Source organism: Pseudomonas sp. ZY71, from assembly GCF_036542145.1.
In the GTDB taxonomy this organism is placed as follows: Bacteria; Pseudomonadota; Gammaproteobacteria; order Pseudomonadales; family Pseudomonadaceae; genus Aquipseudomonas; species Aquipseudomonas koreensis_A.
Genome location: NZ_CP144274.1, coordinates 4,885,612 through 4,904,166 on the forward strand (window position 1 = coordinate 4,885,612; position 18,555 = coordinate 4,904,166).

Genomic DNA, 18,555 nt, shown 5'->3' on the forward strand with positions numbered 1-18,555 from the left:
ACGACAGGTAAGGATTCCAATCACTGGAGACGCCCTATGATCCCGTCAAGGTTGACCGCTTTCGTATTCAGCGCCCTGCTCTGCCCTGCGGTTTTCGCCGCATCCGCCACCGCTGCGGGCACTGGCCCTACCGACCCGACCCCGCCACGCGCCCCCGCCATCAACAGTGCCCCCGGCATGAATACCGATGGCTCCGGCGTGCCTTTGATCAATCAGCCTCCTGCGACCGGTACCGATCCGCGCACTCAGGGCAGTGATCCGGGCCGTCAGGGCGGCATGAACACCCCCGATGCCCCCGCAACGCCAGACAATGCTGGCCCCGGCATCGGCTCGAAAACCACCACCGGTGGCTCCGGTTCCGAAGGCTCCGGTCAGTAGTTCGCCGACGCGAGCGTCCTATTCAATCCAATGAAGAGGTAACCATGAACGTCGATAAAAACCTGGAAAAAGAAGTCCTCACCCGCCTGCTGCACGCCCATCCGACTGGTCTGGGCAAGGAGGTGCTGGACAATTACCGGGGCGAGAAAGTCGTGGCCAGCGCCCTCGCCGCCCTGCAGGATCGCGGACTGATTCATCACGGTCATGTGACCTGCAACGAGGCCGGCGAGCATTCGTTGAACCTGCCGATCAAGCTCAGTGCGGCTGGCGTTGAGGCGGCGCGCAAGCTGGATCTGCAGTAGTCCTGCGGCCGCTCGTTGCCGATGCGGCGAGCGGTATCCAGGATTGAATTTTGTGTTGAAACTAATTGCCCTTTCGCGAGCAGGCTCGCTCCCACATTTGAAATGCATTCCATTGTGGGAGCGAGCCTGCTCGCGAAAGCTATCTACCAAGCGCCGCCGGACTCGCGGATAAACGCATCCACCTCAGCCGCCCCCGGCGAGGTCGCCGGCCCCCAGCGCGTCACCGCCAAAGCCGCAGCCGCATTCGCCCGCCGCGCCGCTTCATGGGCAGACAAGCCCTGCGCCAACCCGGCGACAAATACCCCGGCATGAGCATCACCGGCGCCGTTGCTGTCCAGCGCTTTCACGGCAAACCCCGGCACATGCCGACGCTCATCGCCCTGATGAATCCAGCAACCCTGCGGCCCGTCCCGCACCACCATCAGCACTGCTTTGGGCAAATGCTCAGCGAGACGATCCAGCGCCACGCCAATATCATCAGCACCAGTAAACCGCAGTGCTTCAACACTGTTGCTGGTCCACACATCGATGCGCGGCAACAGCGCCTGCATCAGCGGCGAGTCCGGCGATTCCACCAACGGGCCCGGATCGAACACAACATTGATGGAGTCCGGTAGCGCCAACGTCCAGTCAAGCAACGCTTGGGCCTTGCCTTCGTGAAGCAAGCTGTAGCCGCTGAGATAAACGTAATCGCCCGACTCGGCCGGCGCGCTGTTCAGATCCGCCTCAGTCACTTCACCTTCAGCGCCGATGTAGGAAATGAAACTGCGCTCGGCCGACGCATCGGTCAGCGCCACACACAAACCGGTGTCTTTCTGTGCGGGTTCGGTGATGCCGATGTGAATCCCCTCGGCGTTCATCGCCTGGCGCGCGAGATCACCGAAACGCCCAGTGCCATGGCGACCGAGATACACCACCGGCAGGCCATTGCGCACCGCCGCCGCCATCACGTTGAAACCGCCACCCGCTTCGAAACCCGCCGACTGCGCCAGCACGTCACCACCAATCTGCGGCAGTTTATCCACGGCCATGACCAGGTCGATGATGACCTGGCCGGTGTGCAACATCTTAGGCATGAGCATTCTCGGTTTGCGCGGCGCGGCGATCTTTCGCCCCGCCGAGGACGAAGTAAATGCCACCGGCGACGACGAAGGTCACGATCCAGCCGAGGCCGTTGTGGCCCAGCCAAGAGTCGGACAGGAAGCCTTTGAACCAGACGTTTTCAGCGGTGGTGCCGATGGTGGTGAAACTGAAGCCGAGGACGATGGCAATCGCCCATGCACCGAACGCACGCCACTCGATGCCTCCGCGATACCAATAGGCGCTGCTCGGGCTGACGTCGAGCAGGTCTTTCGGGCTGTAATAATGACGGTGAATCAGGTCGACGACGAAGATCCCGACCCACGCAGTGATCGGCACCGCCAGCAGGGAAATGAAGGTAATGAACGGGCCGTAGAAGCTGTCGGCGATCAGCATGAAGTAGATCGAACCGGCGAAGATCGCGACGATATCGACCACTACCGCGTAGACGCGTTTGACCTTGAGGCCGAGAGTCAGCGTGGTCAGCCCGGCGGAGTACACCGACAGGTTGTTCGACAGCAGCAAGCCACCGAATGCGGTGATCAGGTACGGCACGGCCATCCAGGTTGGCAGCATGTCGCGAATTGCCACGATCGGGTCAGTCGCCGAGGCGAGGTCGTTGTTGCCCACCGAGAGCAAGCCGCCGAGGGTGATCAGCAGCACCAGCGGAATACCCGCGCCGAATGCGGCAGACGCGACCAGACGCACAGCCTTGACGCTGCGGTGCTGATAACGCGACATGTCGGCGCCAGCGTTGGCCCAACCGATGCCAGTGCCGGCGGCCATGGTGCCAATGCCGATGATCATTGCGCTCATCGGCGCCGGCGTGGCGTTGAATACCGCGCTCCAGTCGATGGTCGCGCAGAGGAAGCCGCCAACGAGAATGTTCAGCGCGCCGAACACGTAGGTCGCCCACTTCTGGATCACCAGCAAGGTCGCATGGCCGAGGCCGGACACCGACAGAGTCAGCAGCACGAAGATGGCGATGAAGATCAGCGTCAGTATCGGCGCACTTTTCGCTTCGACCGGTGAGCCGAACAGAATCGAGCACAGCGACAACAGCACGAATGCGGCAGTGGTGGTGTTGACGGTTTCCCAACCGAGACGCGACATCAGCGAGACCAGTGTCGGGCCGATATTGCCGCGTACGCCGAAGATCGCCCGCGACAAGGTCAGGCTCGGCGCGCGGCCACGGCGACCGGCAATCGAGATGATCCCGACCACCGCGAACGAACCGGCAGCACCGATGATCGCGACGATGATCGCCTGCCAGATCGCCAGCCCGCGAAACGCCACCAGCGTGGCGCCCAGCGGCAGGCCGAGGATGGAAATGTTGGCGGCGAACCAGACCCAGAACAGTTGCAGCGGATGGCCATTGCACTCGGCTTCCGGCACCGGTTCGATGCCGCGGGTTTCCAGTTGCCCGGCGCTTTGCCCGGCGTTTGATGAACTCATGAAGGTGCTCCTGTTTGCCTTTTTTGTGGTTGTGGCAATGATGCAAAACGACAAGACATCGCGGCCGTCCTCGGCCTGTCTGCGCGATCCATTGCGGGTTGAAAATTCGAAATTTGCGGTGCGGCCTTCGCGAGCAGGGTTATGTGAACGCCACAAATCCAATGTGGGAGCGAGCCTGCTCGCGAAGGCGTCAGCCCAATCAGCGCAAAGCCAACAGCCCCTGCACCAACGGCTCAAGCTCCAGATGATTAACGGCCTTAACCGTCTCGATCATCTCGACAGGCCAACTCTCAAGACCCAGGCAGGCCCCCAGCATCGCGCCAAGAATCGCCGCGATGGTGTCAGTGTCACCACCAAGACTGGCGGCCATGCACAGCGCATCAAACGCGCTCATCTCACCCACCGCGACTTGCTGTGCCAGTGCAAACGAAACCACCACCGATTCCTGCGACGCCACCGAAGTGCCAATCACGTCGTAGAGCAGATCGGCCAGTAAAGCCTTGTCGCTATCGACACTGATGGTGCGCGCCCAACTGATGCGCGAAGCAATACGCCCACCGGCGACCCAGTGCCCGTGCGCCTCGGCTTGCTGAGCGATTTGCTGACCGAGGTTCAACGCCTCGCCGAGGTCCATGCCATTGATGCCAGCGGATACCACCGCTGCCACCGCCGCCGCACTGGAAATCCCCAGCGTGGTGTTGTGCGTGACCTGGCAAGCCTGCACAACCGCCGCAATAAAGCGTTGAGGATCGGCAACATCTGCCGCGATCCCCACTGGCGTGATGCGCATCGCCGCGCCATTGGTGGTGCCGTAACGCCCGGCCTCTTCCGGCGAGTGCCCGGCAAGGATCATTTCGATCGCGCGTTTGGTCGACGGCCCGAGCAAGTCCTGCGAGCCCTTGGCCTGCATCTCGGCTTCCCACTCGATCAGGCGTTGCGCGAGGATTGCCGGCTCGATGCGGCCCTTGCCTTCAACCAGCAACTCGCCGACCAGAATCGCCTGTTCGGTGTCGTCGGTGATCGAGCCTTTGGGCATGTTCGCGGCGATCGGCTGCAAGGGGCCGGCATCCTGCAAATCGGTGATCTGGCCGAAGCGGGTCTTGATGGTTTCGCGGTTCATCGATTGGGTCGGCATGCCCAGCGCATCACCGAGGGCCAGGCCGTAGAAAGCGCCGAGGGCACGGTTGAGCGCGGTCATTTCGATTCTCCGAATTGCAGGTGCAGACGGAAATGCACCGGATCGAGGAGGCTTTCGACCAGCTCCATGAAACGGTTCTGGCGGTCGTAGGTGGTGCGCAGGGCTTTGAGGAATACCGTGCCCTCAGGGCGGCCAAGCAAAGCGGCGTCTTCGGCATTCAACGGTTCGGCGCCGATCCATTGATCGCCGCGCTCGCCGATGTAGCCGTAGGCGGCCAGGGTGATGGTCAGGGAATTGTCGATCAGGCCGACGCGCGGCAGGCTTTCCAGGCCGCCGGTGGCCGGCATCAATGAGCGTTCGAGGGAGACCAGCGTGCCGTCGTTGGAGCGACGACGGCGGTCGAGGGTGATGAATTGGTCGGTGCCGAACCGCGAGAGCAGATCGGGTCGGGTCACGGCTTCCAGGCGCAGCACTTCGGTGTTGATCAGTACGCCGCTGTCAGCCAGCGCCTGCGCCCAGCCGCTGCGCTGATCCAGCGCGACACCGTCGAAGGTGACTATGGAGCCGACGCCGCTTTGCGTGGCGATGTAATTGCGCCGTTTCAGTTCGGCCAGCGCTTCGCGCAGCGTGCCGCGGCTGACTTGGAATTCTTGAGCCAACTGATGTTCGCCGGGCAACAGAAAGCCGTCCTCCATGAGGCCGCTTTCGATGCGCCGGACGAGTTCGTCGACCACCCGTTGTTTCTTGTCAAATCGTACCTGTCTAATCATGTACAAATTGATACCTGAAACGGGTGTGGGCGAGCAAGGGAAATTTAGGGGAAGAGACAGAAGGTTGAAAGTCAAAAGCACCCTCACCCTAGCCCTCTCCCGGAGGGAGAGGGGACTGAATGGGGGATGTTCAAGAAGTACGCCGACCTGAAAGTCCTTTACCGAATCCATAATCGACGAGGTTTTTCAGTCGACGGAGCACCTCGGTCGACCCTTCCCCTCACCCTAGCCCTCTCCCGGAGGGAGAGGGGACTGAATGGGGGATGCTCAAGAAGTTCGCCGACCTGAAAGTGCTTCGCCGAATCCACAATCGACACGAAAGTGCTTTTCCGATTCCATAATCGACCAGGTCTTTCAAGTCGATGCAGGACGCAAAACACCTCGGTCGGCCCCCTCTCCCTCCGGGAGAGGGCTGGGGTGAGGGGCTCTTGATTCTAGCGTTGCTTCAGTCGGTCAATGACCACGGCCAGCAGCAGGATCGACCCACGAATCACATACTGATAAAACGTGTCGATATTCTTCAGGTTCATCGCATTCTCGATGATCGCCAAAATCAACACCCCGGCAATCACATGCCGGATCATGCCAATCCCGCCGCTCAACGACACCCCGCCCAACACACAAGCCGAGATCACCGTCAGCTCAAACCCCTGACCAATCATCGGCTGCCCGGAGGTCATCCGCGACGCCAGAATCACCCCCGCCAACGCACCGATCACGCCATGCACGGCAAAGATAATGATCTTGGTCCGGTCAACGTTCACACCCGCCAGCAGCGCCGCTTCCTGGTTGCCACCGATGGCCATGGTGTTGCGCCCGTAAGTGGTGTAATTCAGCAGCCAGCCAAAAAACAGAAAGCAGACGATGGTGATCAGAATCGGCACCGGCACGCCGAACAACTGGCCATTGCCGAAGACAAAGAACGATTCCTGCGACACGCCCACCGCTTTGCCGTTGGCAAAAATGTACGCCAGACCACGAACGATCTGCATGGTCGCCAACGTCGTGATCAAGGCATTGACGCGCAACTTGGCAATCACAATGCCGTTGATCAGCCCGACAATCAGGCCCATCACCAACGCCGCACTGACCCCGAGAAACACGCTGTTGGTGTCACGCATCACCACCGCCGCGACCACGCCAGCGCAGGCAATCACCGAGCCCACCGACAAGTCGAAGTGCCCCGATGCCAGGCAGTACAACATCGTGCACGCGGCGATCCCGGTGGTGGAAATCGCCAAGCCCAGACCGCGCATATTCAGCGGCGAAAGGAAGTTATCGATCAGCAGCGTGCAGGCGATGAAGATGCCGATCGCCGCCAGCAACATGACCCAGTCATCAAGGAAGCGGCGCATGTCCAGAGGTTTGCGCTCTTTGGGCAGGGTTTCGTTTTGGGTTGTCATCATAGTCACCTCTCAGTTCGCCACGCCGTCAGCGCGGTGGCGCGGCAAAGCCAGTTGCAGCAGGTTGGATTCATTGGCCTGGTCACGGCTGATTTCGCCGCGCAGGGCGCCTTCGCAGAGCACCAGAATGCGGTCGGAAATGCCCATCACTTCCATCAGATCGCTGGACACCACGATCACCGAAATACCCTCGGCGGCGAGGTTATGGATGATCTGGTAGATCTCAGCCTTGGCGCCGATGTCGATGCCGCGCGTTGGTTCGTCGAGCAGCAGGACCTTCATCGGCATCGACAGCCAGCGACCGAGAATGGCCTTCTGCTGATTGCCGCCGGAGAGGAATTTGATCTGCTGACCGGCGTGCGGGGTTTTCACTTTCAGCGCTTTGATCTGTTTGTCGGCGTTGTCCTTTTCCCACAAACCACGAATCAGGCAACCGAGGCCGGAATGTGCGCCGCGTGCACTGATGTTGATGTTTTCGGCAACGCTGGCCAGCGGGATGATGCCTTCCTTCTTGCGATCCTCCGGACACAGCAGAATCCCCGCCGCAATCGCGTCGCGCGGTGAACGCAGTTTCAATTCATGACCGCGCAATTCGAGGCGTCCGGCCGTGTTGCGCTCAAGACCACTGAGCAAACGAAACAGCTCGGTGCGCCCTGCCCCGACCAGTCCGAACAGGCCGAGGATTTCGCCTTTGTGCGCCTCGAAACTGATCGGTTCACGCAGGCCCGGGCCGAGCAGCCCAGATACCTTCAACGCGACGGCGCCGCGTGGACGATGGCGATAATCGTAGATGTCCTGAATGTCGCGCCCGACCATGCAGGTCACCAGTTGATCGTGGCTCAACTGGCTCATGTCGTCGAAGGTGCGCACGTAGCGACCGTCCTTGAACACCGTCACCGCGTCGCAGATGCGGAACACTTCTTCCATCCGGTGCGAAACGTAGAGCACGACTTTGCCCTCGTCGCGCAAGCGGCCGATGATCGCCATCAAGCGGTCGATCTCACGGGCCGAAAGACTGCTGGTCGGTTCGTCGAAAGCGATGACGTGAGCACCACGCGACAGCGCTTTGGCGATTTCCACCAATTGCCGCTGGCCGAGGGACAAGCGCCCGACTTTGGTCTGCGGATCGATTTCATCGGCCAGACCTTTAAGGCAATTCAACGCTTGCTGGCGCAGCGCGCCGCGATTGATCAAACCGAAACTGGCCGGCAGATGGCCGAGAAACAGGTTCTCGGCGACGGTCATTTCCGGCACCAGATGCAGCTCCTGGTGAATCACCGCGACACCGCTGCCGATGCTGTCAGCCGTCGACTTGAACGCCATGGTCTGCTCGCCGATCTGCAACTCGCCACTGCTCGGGATGTAAGCACCACCGAGGATCTTCAGCAGGGTCGACTTGCCGGCGCCGTTCTCGCCCATCAAGGCGTGAACCTGCCCCGGATGGGCGACGAAACTGATCGCGTCCAGCGCCTTCACTCCGGGAAAGGTTTTGCCGATCCCGTTGAAGCGCAGGCTGCCGCTGGCGCTGTGTTGTTGTGTTTGTACTTGCGCGTGCATAAAGCCACCTCTTCACACCGAAACACGGCCCGGCTGCCCGGGCCGTCGCGGCATCAGTTCCACAGGCCGATTTTTTCCAGCTCTTGCTTGAAGTTCTCGCGGGTGATCAGGGTGACGTCGTCCATCGCGGTGTACTTCGGCGGTTCTTTGCCGGTGGTCACCCACTCGTACATCATCTCTGCGGTCTTGTAGCCTTCGATGTGCGGGCTTGGCAGCATCGAGCCAAAGAACCCGCTGTTAGGTTTCTTCAGTTCGCCGATGGCGTCGGTGCCGTTGATGCCGATACCGATCACGTTGGCCGCGGCAAAACCGGCGGCTTCGGTGGCGCGCACGCCGCCGAGCACGGTGTTGTCGTTCATGCCGCCAATGATCAGGTTTTTCGCCGCGCTCGGCAGTTTCACCAACGCCGAGTTAGTGGCGTCCATGCTGCCCGGTACGTCGAGGGTTTTCAGCGCGGCGAACAGAATGTGATCCTTCGGCATACCGGCGTCTTCCAGGGATTTCACCGAACCGTCGGTGCGCTTCTTGCCGGTGTCGAGTTCGTTGTAGGTGTTGACCACCGCGTAGGTGTCTTTCCAGTCCCAGTTACGCTTCTTCGCTTCGGCGACCATGGCGTTGCCCTGTTTCTGACCGACTTCGAACGCGGCCATGCCGAGGTATGGCACGTCTTCCATGAACTTGCCGTTGGCGTCGACGAAACGGTCGTCGACAGCAATCACCTTCAGGTCATTGAGTTTGGCTTTGGCCATGATCGCCGGGCCGAGCGAGACGTCCGGCGGGCAGATCACAAAGCCCTTGGCACCGTTGGCGGCAAGGCTGTCGATGGCCGACAGGGTTTTCTCGCCATCCGGCACTGCGATCTTGATCAGTTCGAAGCCCTTGTCCTTGGCGGCTTTCTCGGCAAAGGCCCACTCGGTCTGGAACCACGGTTCTTCCGCCTGTTTGACCAGGAAACCGATTTTCACGGTGTCGGCAGCGAGCAGCGCACTGCTCAGGCTGAACGCGGTAACCGCCAGGGCGGTACTGCACAGGGTACGAATCCCGAAACGACGTTTCATAAGCTGACTCCTTGTTATTTTTTTTGAGCAATGTTTGAAAAGCGTTAAAGCGTGTTCCTGCAAAATCTTCTGACAATAGTCATATCGTATGATGATTGGATTGCAAACGGATTTATCCGCATGAAAGCCACTGTGCTCAGTCGTGGTACATCACCGAGCGCCCACCATCGATGGTGATGCATGCAGCATTGATGAACGGCGCCTCATCACTGGCCAGAAACACCGCAGTCATCGCCACTTCCAGCGGCTGACCGATGCGTTTCGGCGGGTGCAGATCGAAAGCACGCTGACGCTCGGCGTGCGGGTCGGCGAAACCGTTCCAGTAATCGACGTTCAGTTGCGTTTCGATATAGCCCGGCGCGATGGCGTTGACGCGAATCCCCTTCGCGGCGTATTCGATGCCGAGTGCGCGGGTCAGGCCGAGCAAACCGTGCTTGGCCACCGGGTACGGGAAGCAGCCAGGAATGATGTGACTGGAATGGGTCGAGGCGATGTTGATGATGCTGCCAACGCCCTGCTCGATCATCTGCGGCAGCACCGCTTTGCAGCCAAACCAGGCGCCGTCCAGATCGATGGCGAAGCAGCGACGCCAGTCTTCTTCGGTCATCTCCAGAGGGTCGCGGAATACGTTGACCCCGGCGCAGTTGACCAGCACTTCGATGCGCCCATGCAGTTCAACAGCGCGTTTGGCCATGGCATGCAGATCAGACTGACGCGAGACATCCGCCTTCAGCGCCTGCACGTCATAGCCTTGCCCACGCCAGTGCGCGGCAACCTGCTCGACTTTCTCAGCCTGGATATCGCTGATCACCAGCTTCGCTTGCTGCGAGGCGAAGGCCGCGACGATTGCTTCGCCAATGCCTTGCGCGGCGCCGGTCAGCAGCACGACCTTGTTTTTCAGACGCGCGCCCTTCGGCGGCGCGGGCACCGGCGGCAGGGAAAGGGGTTCAGCCATGGATCAGGACTCCTGTTTCGCAGGCACAAAAAAACCGGGCATCTGCCGATGTCCGGTCTGGAAGGCGGTTTGAACGAAACAGGCAGGCGCGGCCGACGGCATCGAGCCGTTGCGAGACGCGGACTCCACGCGGGAGTGCGATAGACATTCGCTGCATCACTTCACCTGTTTTGTTCTTTTTAAGTGTGAGTGCGTGTTACTGCTGGAGCCGACTATAAACCCGACCGCCAAATAATCTCAATATATAATTTTGCATCCCATATTTTGGGATTTAATCCGCAAAGCGCGTACAGAGTTTTCCTGCGACATCCACGCGCATCGACAGCACTGCACCATCCAATGGATGGTTGTGCGGGCTCTGGGCGCTGGTGATGAACAGGGTTTTGAGGTCTTCGCCGCCGAACACACAACTGGTCGGGCGGCTGACCGGTAGATCGATTCTGCGATCAACTTTGCCATCCGGCGTCAGCCGCAGCAGGCAACTGCCATCCCAGCGGGCATTCCAGATATAGCCTTCGGCGTCCATCGCCGAACCGTCCGGGCCGCCCTGCTGATCGGGGCCATACCAGACTTGCGCGACATCGAGATTGCCGTCGGTGTGAATGAAATAGCGGTGCAGCGTGCTATCGAGACTGTCGCCGAACAGAACTGTGGTGCCGTCATCGCTCCACAGCAGCGTGTTGGGAATACCCAGGCCGCGCAACAACGGCGTCACACGTTTATCCGGATCGATCCGGAACAGACCACCGGAACGACGGGTGATCGGCAGATCTTCGCCCTGCTCGCCGATGTTGTTTTGCATGGTGCCGAGCCACAGACGACCTTGGCCATCGCAGCGGGCTTCGTTGGGACGATTGCCGGGCTGCGGGTCGGCGACGCAGAAAAGTGTCAGGCGCGGTTCGAGGCCTGGGGAGTCGAGATCGAGGCGGTAGACGCCGCTGCTCAGGGTCACCAGCGCATCGCCGCTGGCGCAGGGGATGAACGCGGAAACGTGCTCGGGCATTTGCCAGATCTGCACGTTCTGGCCGATCAGACGCAGGGCCTGTTTGCCGGCGATATCGACCCAGTACAGCGCCTGGGTTGGCGCGTCCCAGAACGGGCCTTCACCGAGCTGGGCGCGGTGTTGGGTCAGGGCGGTCCACGGCATATAACAGTCTCCATTGTTCTTGTGATTTTCTGTAGGAGTGAGCCTGCTCGCGATGGCGTAGTGTCAGTTGACGTCAATGCGACTGATCTACCGCTATCGCGAGCAGGCTCACTCCCACAGGGGATCTGGGTGTTAGCCGGCTTTTTTGTCGGCCATGACTTTCGGGTAAAAGCGTTTGATCGCCAGGTCTGCGTTGTCGATCAGGGTCATGCACGCCCACACGCCCCGCGCAGAATCCCGGGCGGCGATGGCGTCGGCCATGTCTTTGTGGATCGGCAAAGTGCGGCGCAGTTCATCCGGGTCGGCCGCAGAAACTTCAAACGACACAGCGAGCAACGCGCCGAGCGCCGGGACCATTTGTTCAATGAATTGGTTATGGCTGGCGGCGAGAATGCATTCGTGGAAGACCTGATCGGCGCGGTTGTAATCGATGCCGCTGTCGACCGCATGCTCAAGGGCGTTATAGGCCAGTTGCACCGCTTCGATCTGTTCCAGGGTCGCCCGCTCGCATGCCCAGCGCACGGCCATCGGCTCTATGGTGCGGCGCAGGTCGAGCAAGTCATCGACGAAGTTTTCCGGCAAGCCGTTGCGCGAAAGCCAACCGACCACTTGTGGATCAAACAGATTCCAGCGCCGTACCGGCAGCACGCGGGTGCCGACCTTCGGCCCGACTTCGAGCATGCCTTTGGCGACGAGGGTTTTGATCGCTTCGCGGATGACCGTGCGGCTGACGCCGAGCTGTTCGCCCAGATCGGCCTCGACCTTGATGGTCTGCCCGGGTTTGACCTGGCCAGCGGCGATCCAGCTACCCAGCCAGTCAACGGTCGACGCATGAAAGCTGCTGGACATGAACACCTCAAAGCGGATCGCGATGGGTGATCAAGCTAATCATCATACGATTGCGCGTCAATAAGGATTTACTGCAGGAACACAAATCAGTGTAGGAGTGAGCCTGCTCGCGATAGCGGTATGTCAGTCACCATAAGTATTGACTGATCCACCGCTATCGCGAGCAGGCTCACTCCTACAAGGGGTTGTGTTTCAGGGTTCCAGGCCGATGCGAAAGAACTCGCCGCCGCTCCACACGCCAAGCCAACGCTGCCCGTCGATTTCGCGGCTCACCGCCAGTTCCACCAGTTGGTAGAACACATTGCGATGAATCAGCGCTTCAAGGTTGGTACGCACATGTACGTAGGGTGCGGGTTCTTGCGTCGTAGGATCAATCTCGACCCGAATCGGATGCTCAGGCCCGGCCTCGGCGGTTTCATCAACGTTGGTGGTGAAGCGCAACAGCTGCGCCTCCCCTTCGCCTTCAACCTCGACCGCAATCGCCACGAACGGCGCATCGTCGACCTTGATCCCGACCTTCTCGACCGGGGTGATCAGGAAATAATCATCGCCATCGCGGCGCATGATCGTTGAGAACAACTTGACCATCGGCTTGCGCCCGATCGGCGTACCCAGGTAATACCAGGTGCCGTCGCGGGCGATGCGCATGTCGATGTCGCCGCAGAAGTCCGGGTTCCACAAGTGCACCGGCGGCAAGCCTTTGGTTTTGGGGATCTGTCCCAACAGGTCATTGGCTTTTTGCGGGCCACTCATGGCGTTCTCCTTGAATTATTGGTCGCCGACTCCCAACAGGCTGCGCGCGTACTGTGCCAGCGGCGGGCCGATCAGGTCTTCGGGCTTGCTGTCGTGGAACGTCAGTAAACCGCCACGACTCTTGATCCGTGCAGTATCAATCAAATACTGGGTGCTGGTCTCGATCAACATGATCTGAATCACGCCGCCGTCGATGCCGAGACGATCAACCGCCTCCTCATCAAGCCACTCATCAGAGTTGCCGATGCGGTCGTCAGCCTTGGCGAAACGGGTGTACAGCAGATAGTGCGCACCGGCATCGCGAGCTTCGCCCATCGCCTGATCGAGGCCTTCCGGCGCGCGAGCACGGCGGACCATCGGGAAGTATTCGACGAAGCCCTTGAAGGCTTCTTCAGCCACGACGTTGGGGCGCGGGTAGGAACCACCCGGCGGCGCAAAGGCGCCCTGGGCGATGTAGATGAACGAGTCCGGCTGAATGCGGAAGTTGTTCACGCGGCGGCTGTCGCTGTGATCGAGCAGGCCCGCGTCGCTCATCTGATAGCGAGTGCCTTCGGCCATATCGCTGACAGTCATACAGCCGCCAAGCGCCAAAACGGCCAGCAGCAAAACCAGGCTACGCATCCTATTCCTCCAGAGGCCGGTGACGGAAAACCGGCGAATGGCCGTTGGATGCAGCTTTTGCGCCAGCTCAAGAAATTTGTTGATGGTTAAATCGTATTCGCGAGCAGGCTCGCTCCCACAGGGGGAATACATTCCAAGGTGGGAGCGAGCCTGCTCGCGAAAGCGGTTGATCAGCCGCCGATAATTTTCATCACTGTCGCGCCACCGGAGAACGCCACCTCCTGCTTGTCGCCCAACGCTTTGACCAGCAAACGCTGGAGCGCCGGCAACGCCTGATGGCGCGGCTTGTCGAGCAGATCACCGACATAGTGGCGGTTACTCGAGGACAGGCAGCCATGCAGCCAACCGGTCGACGACAGGCGCAAGCGCGAGCACGTCCGGCAGAACGGCACGCTCTCGTTGGCGATCACACCAAAATTGCCAAGACCGGGAATTGCGTAACGCACGGCCGTAGCATCCACTGGTGCGTCGGTTTGCGCGTACTCATAACGCTCGCCAATCAACGCCAGCAGCTGTTGCAGGCTGACGAACTGTTGCAGGAACGCATTGTTGTCCTTGGCCAAGTGACCCATGCGCATCAGCTCGATGAAGCGCAATTCGTATCCACGCTCCAGACAGTAATCCAGCAGCGGCATGACTTGATCAAGGTTCTGCCCGCGCAACGGCACCATGTTGACCTTGATCTTCATCCCCGCCGCTTTCGCCTGATCCATGCCATCGAGCACCGTGGCCAGATCGCCACCACGGGCGATGCTGCGGAACGCGCTGGCGTCGAGGGTATCGAGGGACACGTTGATCCGGCGCAGACCGGCATCCACCAGCAGCGGGAGTTTTTTCGCGAGGAGTTGACCGTTGGTGGTCAGGCTGATGTCGTCCAGGCCCATCTTGCCGACGGCGGTCATGAACGATTCGAGTTTGGGGCTGACCAGCGGCTCGCCGCCAGTAATGCGCAGCCGTTCGATGCCGGCGGCTTCGATCAGATACGCCACGCCGCGGGCCATGGCTTCGGCCGACAGTTCATCCTGCGCAGCCACCAGCCGCTTGCCGTTGGGCACGCAGTAGGTACACGCGTAATTGCAGGCTGAGGTCAGGCTGATGCGCAAATTGCGAAAACGCCTGCCTTGACGGTCAACGATCATGATCACTCCGGCGAAAGAATTTCGAGCCGCTAAAACTTGACTCACAAATCAAGTTTTAGCAAGCCCTATGCCTGAGTATATTCCTGCGGTACTGCGACATGTAGCGAAATAATGGCGCAATAAGGCAGCTGAATGGCTCAGCTGCTCGGCGTTTCCGGGTCGCGCTTGCGCTTGTTGCCCATGCGCACGCCGATGTCCATCAGGAACTGGAAGAAACCTTCCTGATCTTCCAGCACATTGCTCCAGAACGGCGAGTGATACAGCGCCACAGCGCCGTGCACCAGCGCCCAGGATGCGCAGTAGTGGAAGTACGGCGGCACGTCTTCGAGCTTGCCTTCGCTGATGCGGCCCTTGATCAGCAGGGTCAGGCGTTCGAAGTTCGAGGCACGGATCTTGTGCAGCTCCTCGACCATTTCCGGCACCTGATTGCCTTTAACGACCTTCTCTTCGAGACGGTCGAACAGGCGATAGCGCTGCGGGTCGCGCATGCGGAATTCGAAGTAGGCGCGGGACAGCGCTTCCTTGTCCTTGTCGACATCGGCCGAATGCAGCAGCTCGTTCAAATCGCGCTCGTAATCGAGCATCAGGCGCAGATAGATCTCGGCCTTGGATTTGAAGTGCTTGTAGATCGTGCCTTTGCCGATACCCACGGCATCAGCAATCATCTCGACGGTGACACTGTCTTCACCTTGGTCGAGGAACAGCTTGAGCGCGGTATCGAGAATTTCTTGCTCGCGGCGACGAAACTCACGGACCTTACGAGGTTCTTTGTGCATAAGAAAAGGTCTGAAGGGTCAAAATTCGAAGCCGCGTATTATGCCTAACTTGCGCAAAAATGCACGGATCATCCGACCATATCTGTGTTTCTTGTTCATTTTGAGAACGTTTTGGGCGCAATGAGAACTCAACTGAAGCGAACGTATTCCAAATTTGTTTAAAAACCCCGACCGGCTAACTGGACTGCACGCCAGACTGATCAATACTTGAACTGTCGGGCGACATCTCCCCCAAGTGTCGCGCCGATAAAGGTACCAAGGGACCGCGTGCCTTTGTTTTACTCCTAATGGTCTTAACCCGGATTCACCCCCCAGAACCCGGGTTTTTTTTGCCTGCGATTTGGCTAGCGCTTACAGGGCAGATTTAACACTCGCCAGCGGGAACAGCCGCTTGAAGTTCTCAGTGGTCTGTTCGGCAAAACGCTCGTAGTTCTCACCGCGCAGCATCGCCAGGAATTCAGCCACTTCGCGCACGTACTGCGGCAGGTTGGGCTTGCCGCGATAAGGGATCGGCGCCAGATACGGTGAATCGGTTTCCACCAGCAGGCGATCCGCCGGGACCTTGCTCGCGACATCGCGCAACGCATCGGCATTGCGGAAGGTGACGATGCCCGACAGGGAAATGTAATAACCCATGTCCAGTGCAGCCTTGGCCATATCCCAGTCTTCGGTGAAGCAATGCAGCACACCGGCCTGAGGCAACGCCGCTTCGCGCAGCAATTCAAGGGTATCGGCACGGGCGCCACGGGTGTGGATGATCACCGGTTTGCCAGTCTGCTGGGCCGCTTGCAGGTGTAGACGGAACGACTCCTGCTGCAGCTCGGCGGCTTCCGGTTCGTAGTGATAATCCAGACCGGTTTCACCGATCGCCACCACTTTCGGGTGATTGAGTTCGTGCAACAGCCAATCCAGCGCCGGTGCCGCGCCGGGTTGCACATCGAGCGGATGCACGCCGACCGAACAATCGACATCGTCATAACGCTCAGCCAGGGCTTTGACGTCGGCGGCGTTGTCGGCACTCACGCCGATACACAGGAAGTGCCCTACTCCGCGCTCACGGGCCGCATCGAGTGCAGCATCCAGCGAGCCGTCATGGGCGGCGAGGTCGAGGCGATCAAGGTGACAATGGGAATCTACGAGCATAAAAAAGACGGCTACTTACATCGTATGAGTGGGACGGTCGGATTTAAGCGCTCCGGCCAGATGGGTTTCGATGCGACTGCGCGCGGTGTTGTCGCCGTCGTTGAACTGCACGCCGACACCGGCAGCGCGATTGCCTTGCGCCCCTTTCGGGGTGATCCAGGCGACTTTGCCGGCCACCGGAATCTTCTCGGCCTCGTCCATCAGGTTGAGCAGCATGAACACCTCGTCGCCTAACTTGTAGCTCTTGTTGGTCGGGATGAACAGGCCACCGTTCTTGATGAACGGCATGTAGGCGGCGTAGAGCACCGACTTGTCCTTGATGGTCAGGGACAAAATGCCGTTACGCGGCCCCGGGCTGACAGATTCATTCATGTTGACCTCCACTGCTGATGTTCAGAGTCTAGGTACACATTCTTATCTTTGGCCAGGCAATCCCGCCCATTGCACCAACAACGCTTCCAGCAGCAAGGCCGGGTTGAGGTTGGCCTTGCTCAGGACTTTCTGGCGCTGGGCGAGAATCCAGTCCTGAATTTCGAGGACTTTGCCTTGCGCACTTTTCTGCGCCAGGTACTGCACGACTTTACGCATATCGGTCAGACCGAGGCCGGCTTCATCCTGAGTCAATTGATAACGCAGGATCAGGCTCGACCAATCGCAGAACCAGTCGAACAGCCGCAGCATCGGAATGCTTTTCCATTCTTCCGCCAGTTGCGTCGGCGATTGCTGCTGCTTGAGCAACTTCTTCACGCCTTCGACCACTTGCGCACGCTGTTCGCGCACGCCCTGCGATTGCAGACTGACCGCCATCAACGGCGAGCCGGCGGCCAGCGTCAGCAGTTCGACTCGTTCTTCTTCCGAGCAGTCCGGCAGCGCCTGAGCCAGCCATTGCAGGCTCATCGCCTCGCCCGGCAACGGACAGGCCTGCTGCACGCAACGGCTCTTGATAGTGGGCAGCAGACGACTGGTCTGGTGGCTGACCAACAGCAGAACCGTGTCGCCGGACGGTTCTTCAAGGCTCTTGAGCAAGGCGTTGGCGGCGTTGATGTTCATCGACTCGACCGGCTCGATCAGCACCACCTTGCGCCCGCCGAGCTGCGCGGTCTGCACCACGAAGCTGACCAGATCGCGCACCTGATCGACCTTGATCGCCTTGTCGGCTTCTTCCGGTTCGAGGATGTAATTATCCGGGTGGCTGCCAGCCTTGAGCAGCAGGCAGGATTTGCATTCGCCGCAGGCTTCCGGCGTCGGCCGCTGACACAAGAGGCTGGCCATCAGGCGCTCGGCCAACGCGCGCTTGCCGATACCGGCCGGCCCGTGCAGCAGATAGGCGTGCGCGTGCTGCTTACGCCCGGCCAGTTGCTGCCAGAGGCTGTCCTGCCATGGATAGGCCTCAGCCACGGGCCAGCTCCAGCAAGTTAGGAATCAGGGTATCCAGCGATTGTTGAACCTTGACCAGTGGCTGACCGGCATCGATGCGCACATAACGCGCAGGATCGGCTTCGGCGCGTTTGAGGAACGCGCTGCGCACGGCTTCGAAAAATGCCCGGCCTTCCAGTTCAAAACGATCCAGACGACCACGGGCACTGGCGCGGGCCAGACCGATTTCCACCGGCAGATCGAAAATCAGTGTCAGATCCGGGCGCAGATCGCCTTGCACAAAGGTTTCCAGCGCGGCGATACGCTCCAGCGACAGACCGCGACCGCCGCCCTGATAGGCGTAAGTGGAATCGGTAAAGCGATCACACAGCACCACCGCGCCTCGGGCCATGGCCGGTCGAATCACCTCTGCCAGATGCTGGGCACGCGCAGCAAACACCAGCAACAGCTCGGCGTCCGGATTCATGACTTCGTCGGCCGGCGCCAGCAGCACTTCGCGGATCCGCTCGGCCAGCGGCGTGCCACCGGGCTCGCGGGTCAGCACCACTTCGATACCGGCGGCGCGCAGGCGCTCGGCGAGGTATTCGCGGTTGGTGCTTTTGCCGGCGCCTTCAGGGCCTTCAAGAGTAATAAACAAGCCAGTCACAGGCAGTC

General features: G+C 60.1%; 20 protein-coding genes. 2 read left to right on the forward strand and 18 right to left on the reverse strand.

The genetic code is table 11. From position 1 onward, the window contains the following. Positions 1–36: 36 nt before the first annotated feature. On the forward strand, positions 37–378 hold the full coding sequence (locus VY732_RS21605; protein ID WP_008085503.1) for a hypothetical protein: 342 nt from the start codon (positions 37–39) through the stop codon (positions 376–378). Between the two features lie 44 nt (positions 379–422). Further along, a complete protein-coding gene (locus tag VY732_RS21610) occupies positions 423–680 on the forward strand; it encodes a hypothetical protein (RefSeq protein WP_331691716.1) in 258 nt (85 codons plus the stop codon). Between the two features lie 143 nt (positions 681–823). Here VY732_RS21610 and VY732_RS21615 read toward each other — a convergent pair whose 3' ends face one another. The 18 genes from VY732_RS21615 to tmk form a co-directional block, all read right to left on the reverse strand. Continuing rightward, entirely contained in the window at positions 824–1,756 is a 933-nt protein-coding gene (locus VY732_RS21615; protein WP_331691717.1) for a PfkB family carbohydrate kinase, read from the reverse strand. Next, a complete protein-coding gene (locus VY732_RS21620) occupies positions 1,749–3,215 on the reverse strand; it encodes a purine-cytosine permease family protein (protein ID WP_116030460.1) in 1,467 nt (488 codons plus the stop codon). Before VY732_RS21620 ends, VY732_RS21615 begins: the two co-directional genes overlap by 8 nt. Before the next feature lie 199 nt (positions 3,216–3,414). Beyond that, entirely contained in the window at positions 3,415–4,413 is a 999-nt protein-coding gene (locus tag VY732_RS21625) for an ADP-ribosylglycohydrolase family protein (RefSeq protein ID WP_331691718.1), read from the reverse strand. Then, entirely contained in the window at positions 4,410–5,123 is a 714-nt protein-coding gene (locus tag VY732_RS21630; RefSeq protein WP_212621310.1) for a GntR family transcriptional regulator, read from the reverse strand. Before VY732_RS21630 ends, VY732_RS21625 begins: the two co-directional genes overlap by 4 nt. A gap of 434 nt (positions 5,124–5,557) precedes the next feature. Then, positions 5,558–6,526, reverse strand: coding sequence for an L-arabinose ABC transporter permease AraH (araH, locus tag VY732_RS21635; protein ID WP_042704903.1), 969 nt, complete (start codon positions 6,524–6,526; stop codon positions 5,558–5,560). Between the two features lie 12 nt (positions 6,527–6,538). Further along, the gene (gene araG, locus VY732_RS21640) at positions 6,539–8,083 is read right to left on the reverse strand and encodes an L-arabinose ABC transporter ATP-binding protein AraG (RefSeq protein WP_331691719.1); all 1,545 of its coding nucleotides are present in this window, start codon (positions 8,081–8,083) and stop codon (positions 6,539–6,541) included. Positions 8,084–8,136: 53 nt separating this feature from the next. Beyond that, positions 8,137–9,141 (reverse strand): substrate-binding domain-containing protein, encoded by a 1,005-nt coding sequence (locus tag VY732_RS21645; RefSeq protein ID WP_064120360.1) that lies wholly within the window; start codon positions 9,139–9,141, stop codon positions 8,137–8,139. Positions 9,142–9,277: 136 nt separating this feature from the next. Next, positions 9,278–10,096: an SDR family oxidoreductase gene (locus VY732_RS21650; RefSeq protein ID WP_331691720.1), complete on the reverse strand. Its 819-nt coding sequence runs from the start codon at positions 10,094–10,096 to the stop codon at positions 9,278–9,280. A 271-nt stretch (positions 10,097–10,367) separates the two neighbouring features. After that, on the reverse strand, positions 10,368–11,243 hold the full coding sequence (locus VY732_RS21655) for an SMP-30/gluconolactonase/LRE family protein (RefSeq protein WP_331691721.1): 876 nt from the start codon (positions 11,241–11,243) through the stop codon (positions 10,368–10,370). Positions 11,244–11,375: 132 nt separating this feature from the next. Continuing rightward, positions 11,376–12,092 (reverse strand): FadR/GntR family transcriptional regulator, encoded by a 717-nt coding sequence (locus tag VY732_RS21660; RefSeq protein WP_331691722.1) that lies wholly within the window; start codon positions 12,090–12,092, stop codon positions 11,376–11,378. Positions 12,093–12,284: 192 nt separating this feature from the next. Then, the gene (locus VY732_RS21665; RefSeq protein WP_053122580.1) at positions 12,285–12,845 is read right to left on the reverse strand and encodes a DUF1285 domain-containing protein; all 561 of its coding nucleotides are present in this window, start codon (positions 12,843–12,845) and stop codon (positions 12,285–12,287) included. A gap of 15 nt (positions 12,846–12,860) precedes the next feature. Continuing rightward, positions 12,861–13,466, reverse strand: a complete 606-nt coding sequence (locus VY732_RS21670) for a DUF4823 domain-containing protein (RefSeq protein ID WP_007908280.1) — start codon at positions 13,464–13,466, stop codon at positions 12,861–12,863. A 170-nt stretch (positions 13,467–13,636) separates the two neighbouring features. Further along, positions 13,637–14,605 carry a GTP 3',8-cyclase MoaA gene (locus VY732_RS21675; RefSeq protein WP_077574068.1) on the reverse strand — a complete coding sequence of 323 codons (969 nt, stop codon included), beginning with the start codon at positions 14,603–14,605 and terminating at the stop codon, positions 13,637–13,639. Positions 14,606–14,742: 137 nt separating this feature from the next. Next, a complete protein-coding gene (locus VY732_RS21680) occupies positions 14,743–15,381 on the reverse strand; it encodes a TetR/AcrR family transcriptional regulator (RefSeq protein WP_007908276.1) in 639 nt (212 codons plus the stop codon). A gap of 351 nt (positions 15,382–15,732) precedes the next feature. Continuing rightward, complete coding sequence (locus VY732_RS21685) at positions 15,733–16,524, reverse strand: TatD family hydrolase (protein ID WP_077574069.1); 792 nt, start codon at positions 16,522–16,524, stop codon at positions 15,733–15,735. 15 nt (positions 16,525–16,539) lie between these two features. Next, positions 16,540–16,896 (reverse strand): PilZ domain-containing protein, encoded by a 357-nt coding sequence (locus tag VY732_RS21690; protein WP_077574070.1) that lies wholly within the window; start codon positions 16,894–16,896, stop codon positions 16,540–16,542. 42 nt (positions 16,897–16,938) lie between these two features. After that, entirely contained in the window at positions 16,939–17,922 is a 984-nt protein-coding gene (locus VY732_RS21695; RefSeq protein ID WP_250605979.1) for a DNA polymerase III subunit delta', read from the reverse strand. Next, positions 17,915–18,547, reverse strand: coding sequence for a dTMP kinase (tmk, locus tag VY732_RS21700; RefSeq protein WP_116030449.1), 633 nt, complete (start codon positions 18,545–18,547; stop codon positions 17,915–17,917). The genes VY732_RS21695 and tmk overlap by 8 nt, the downstream gene beginning before the upstream one ends. Positions 18,548–18,555 lie beyond the last annotated feature (8 nt).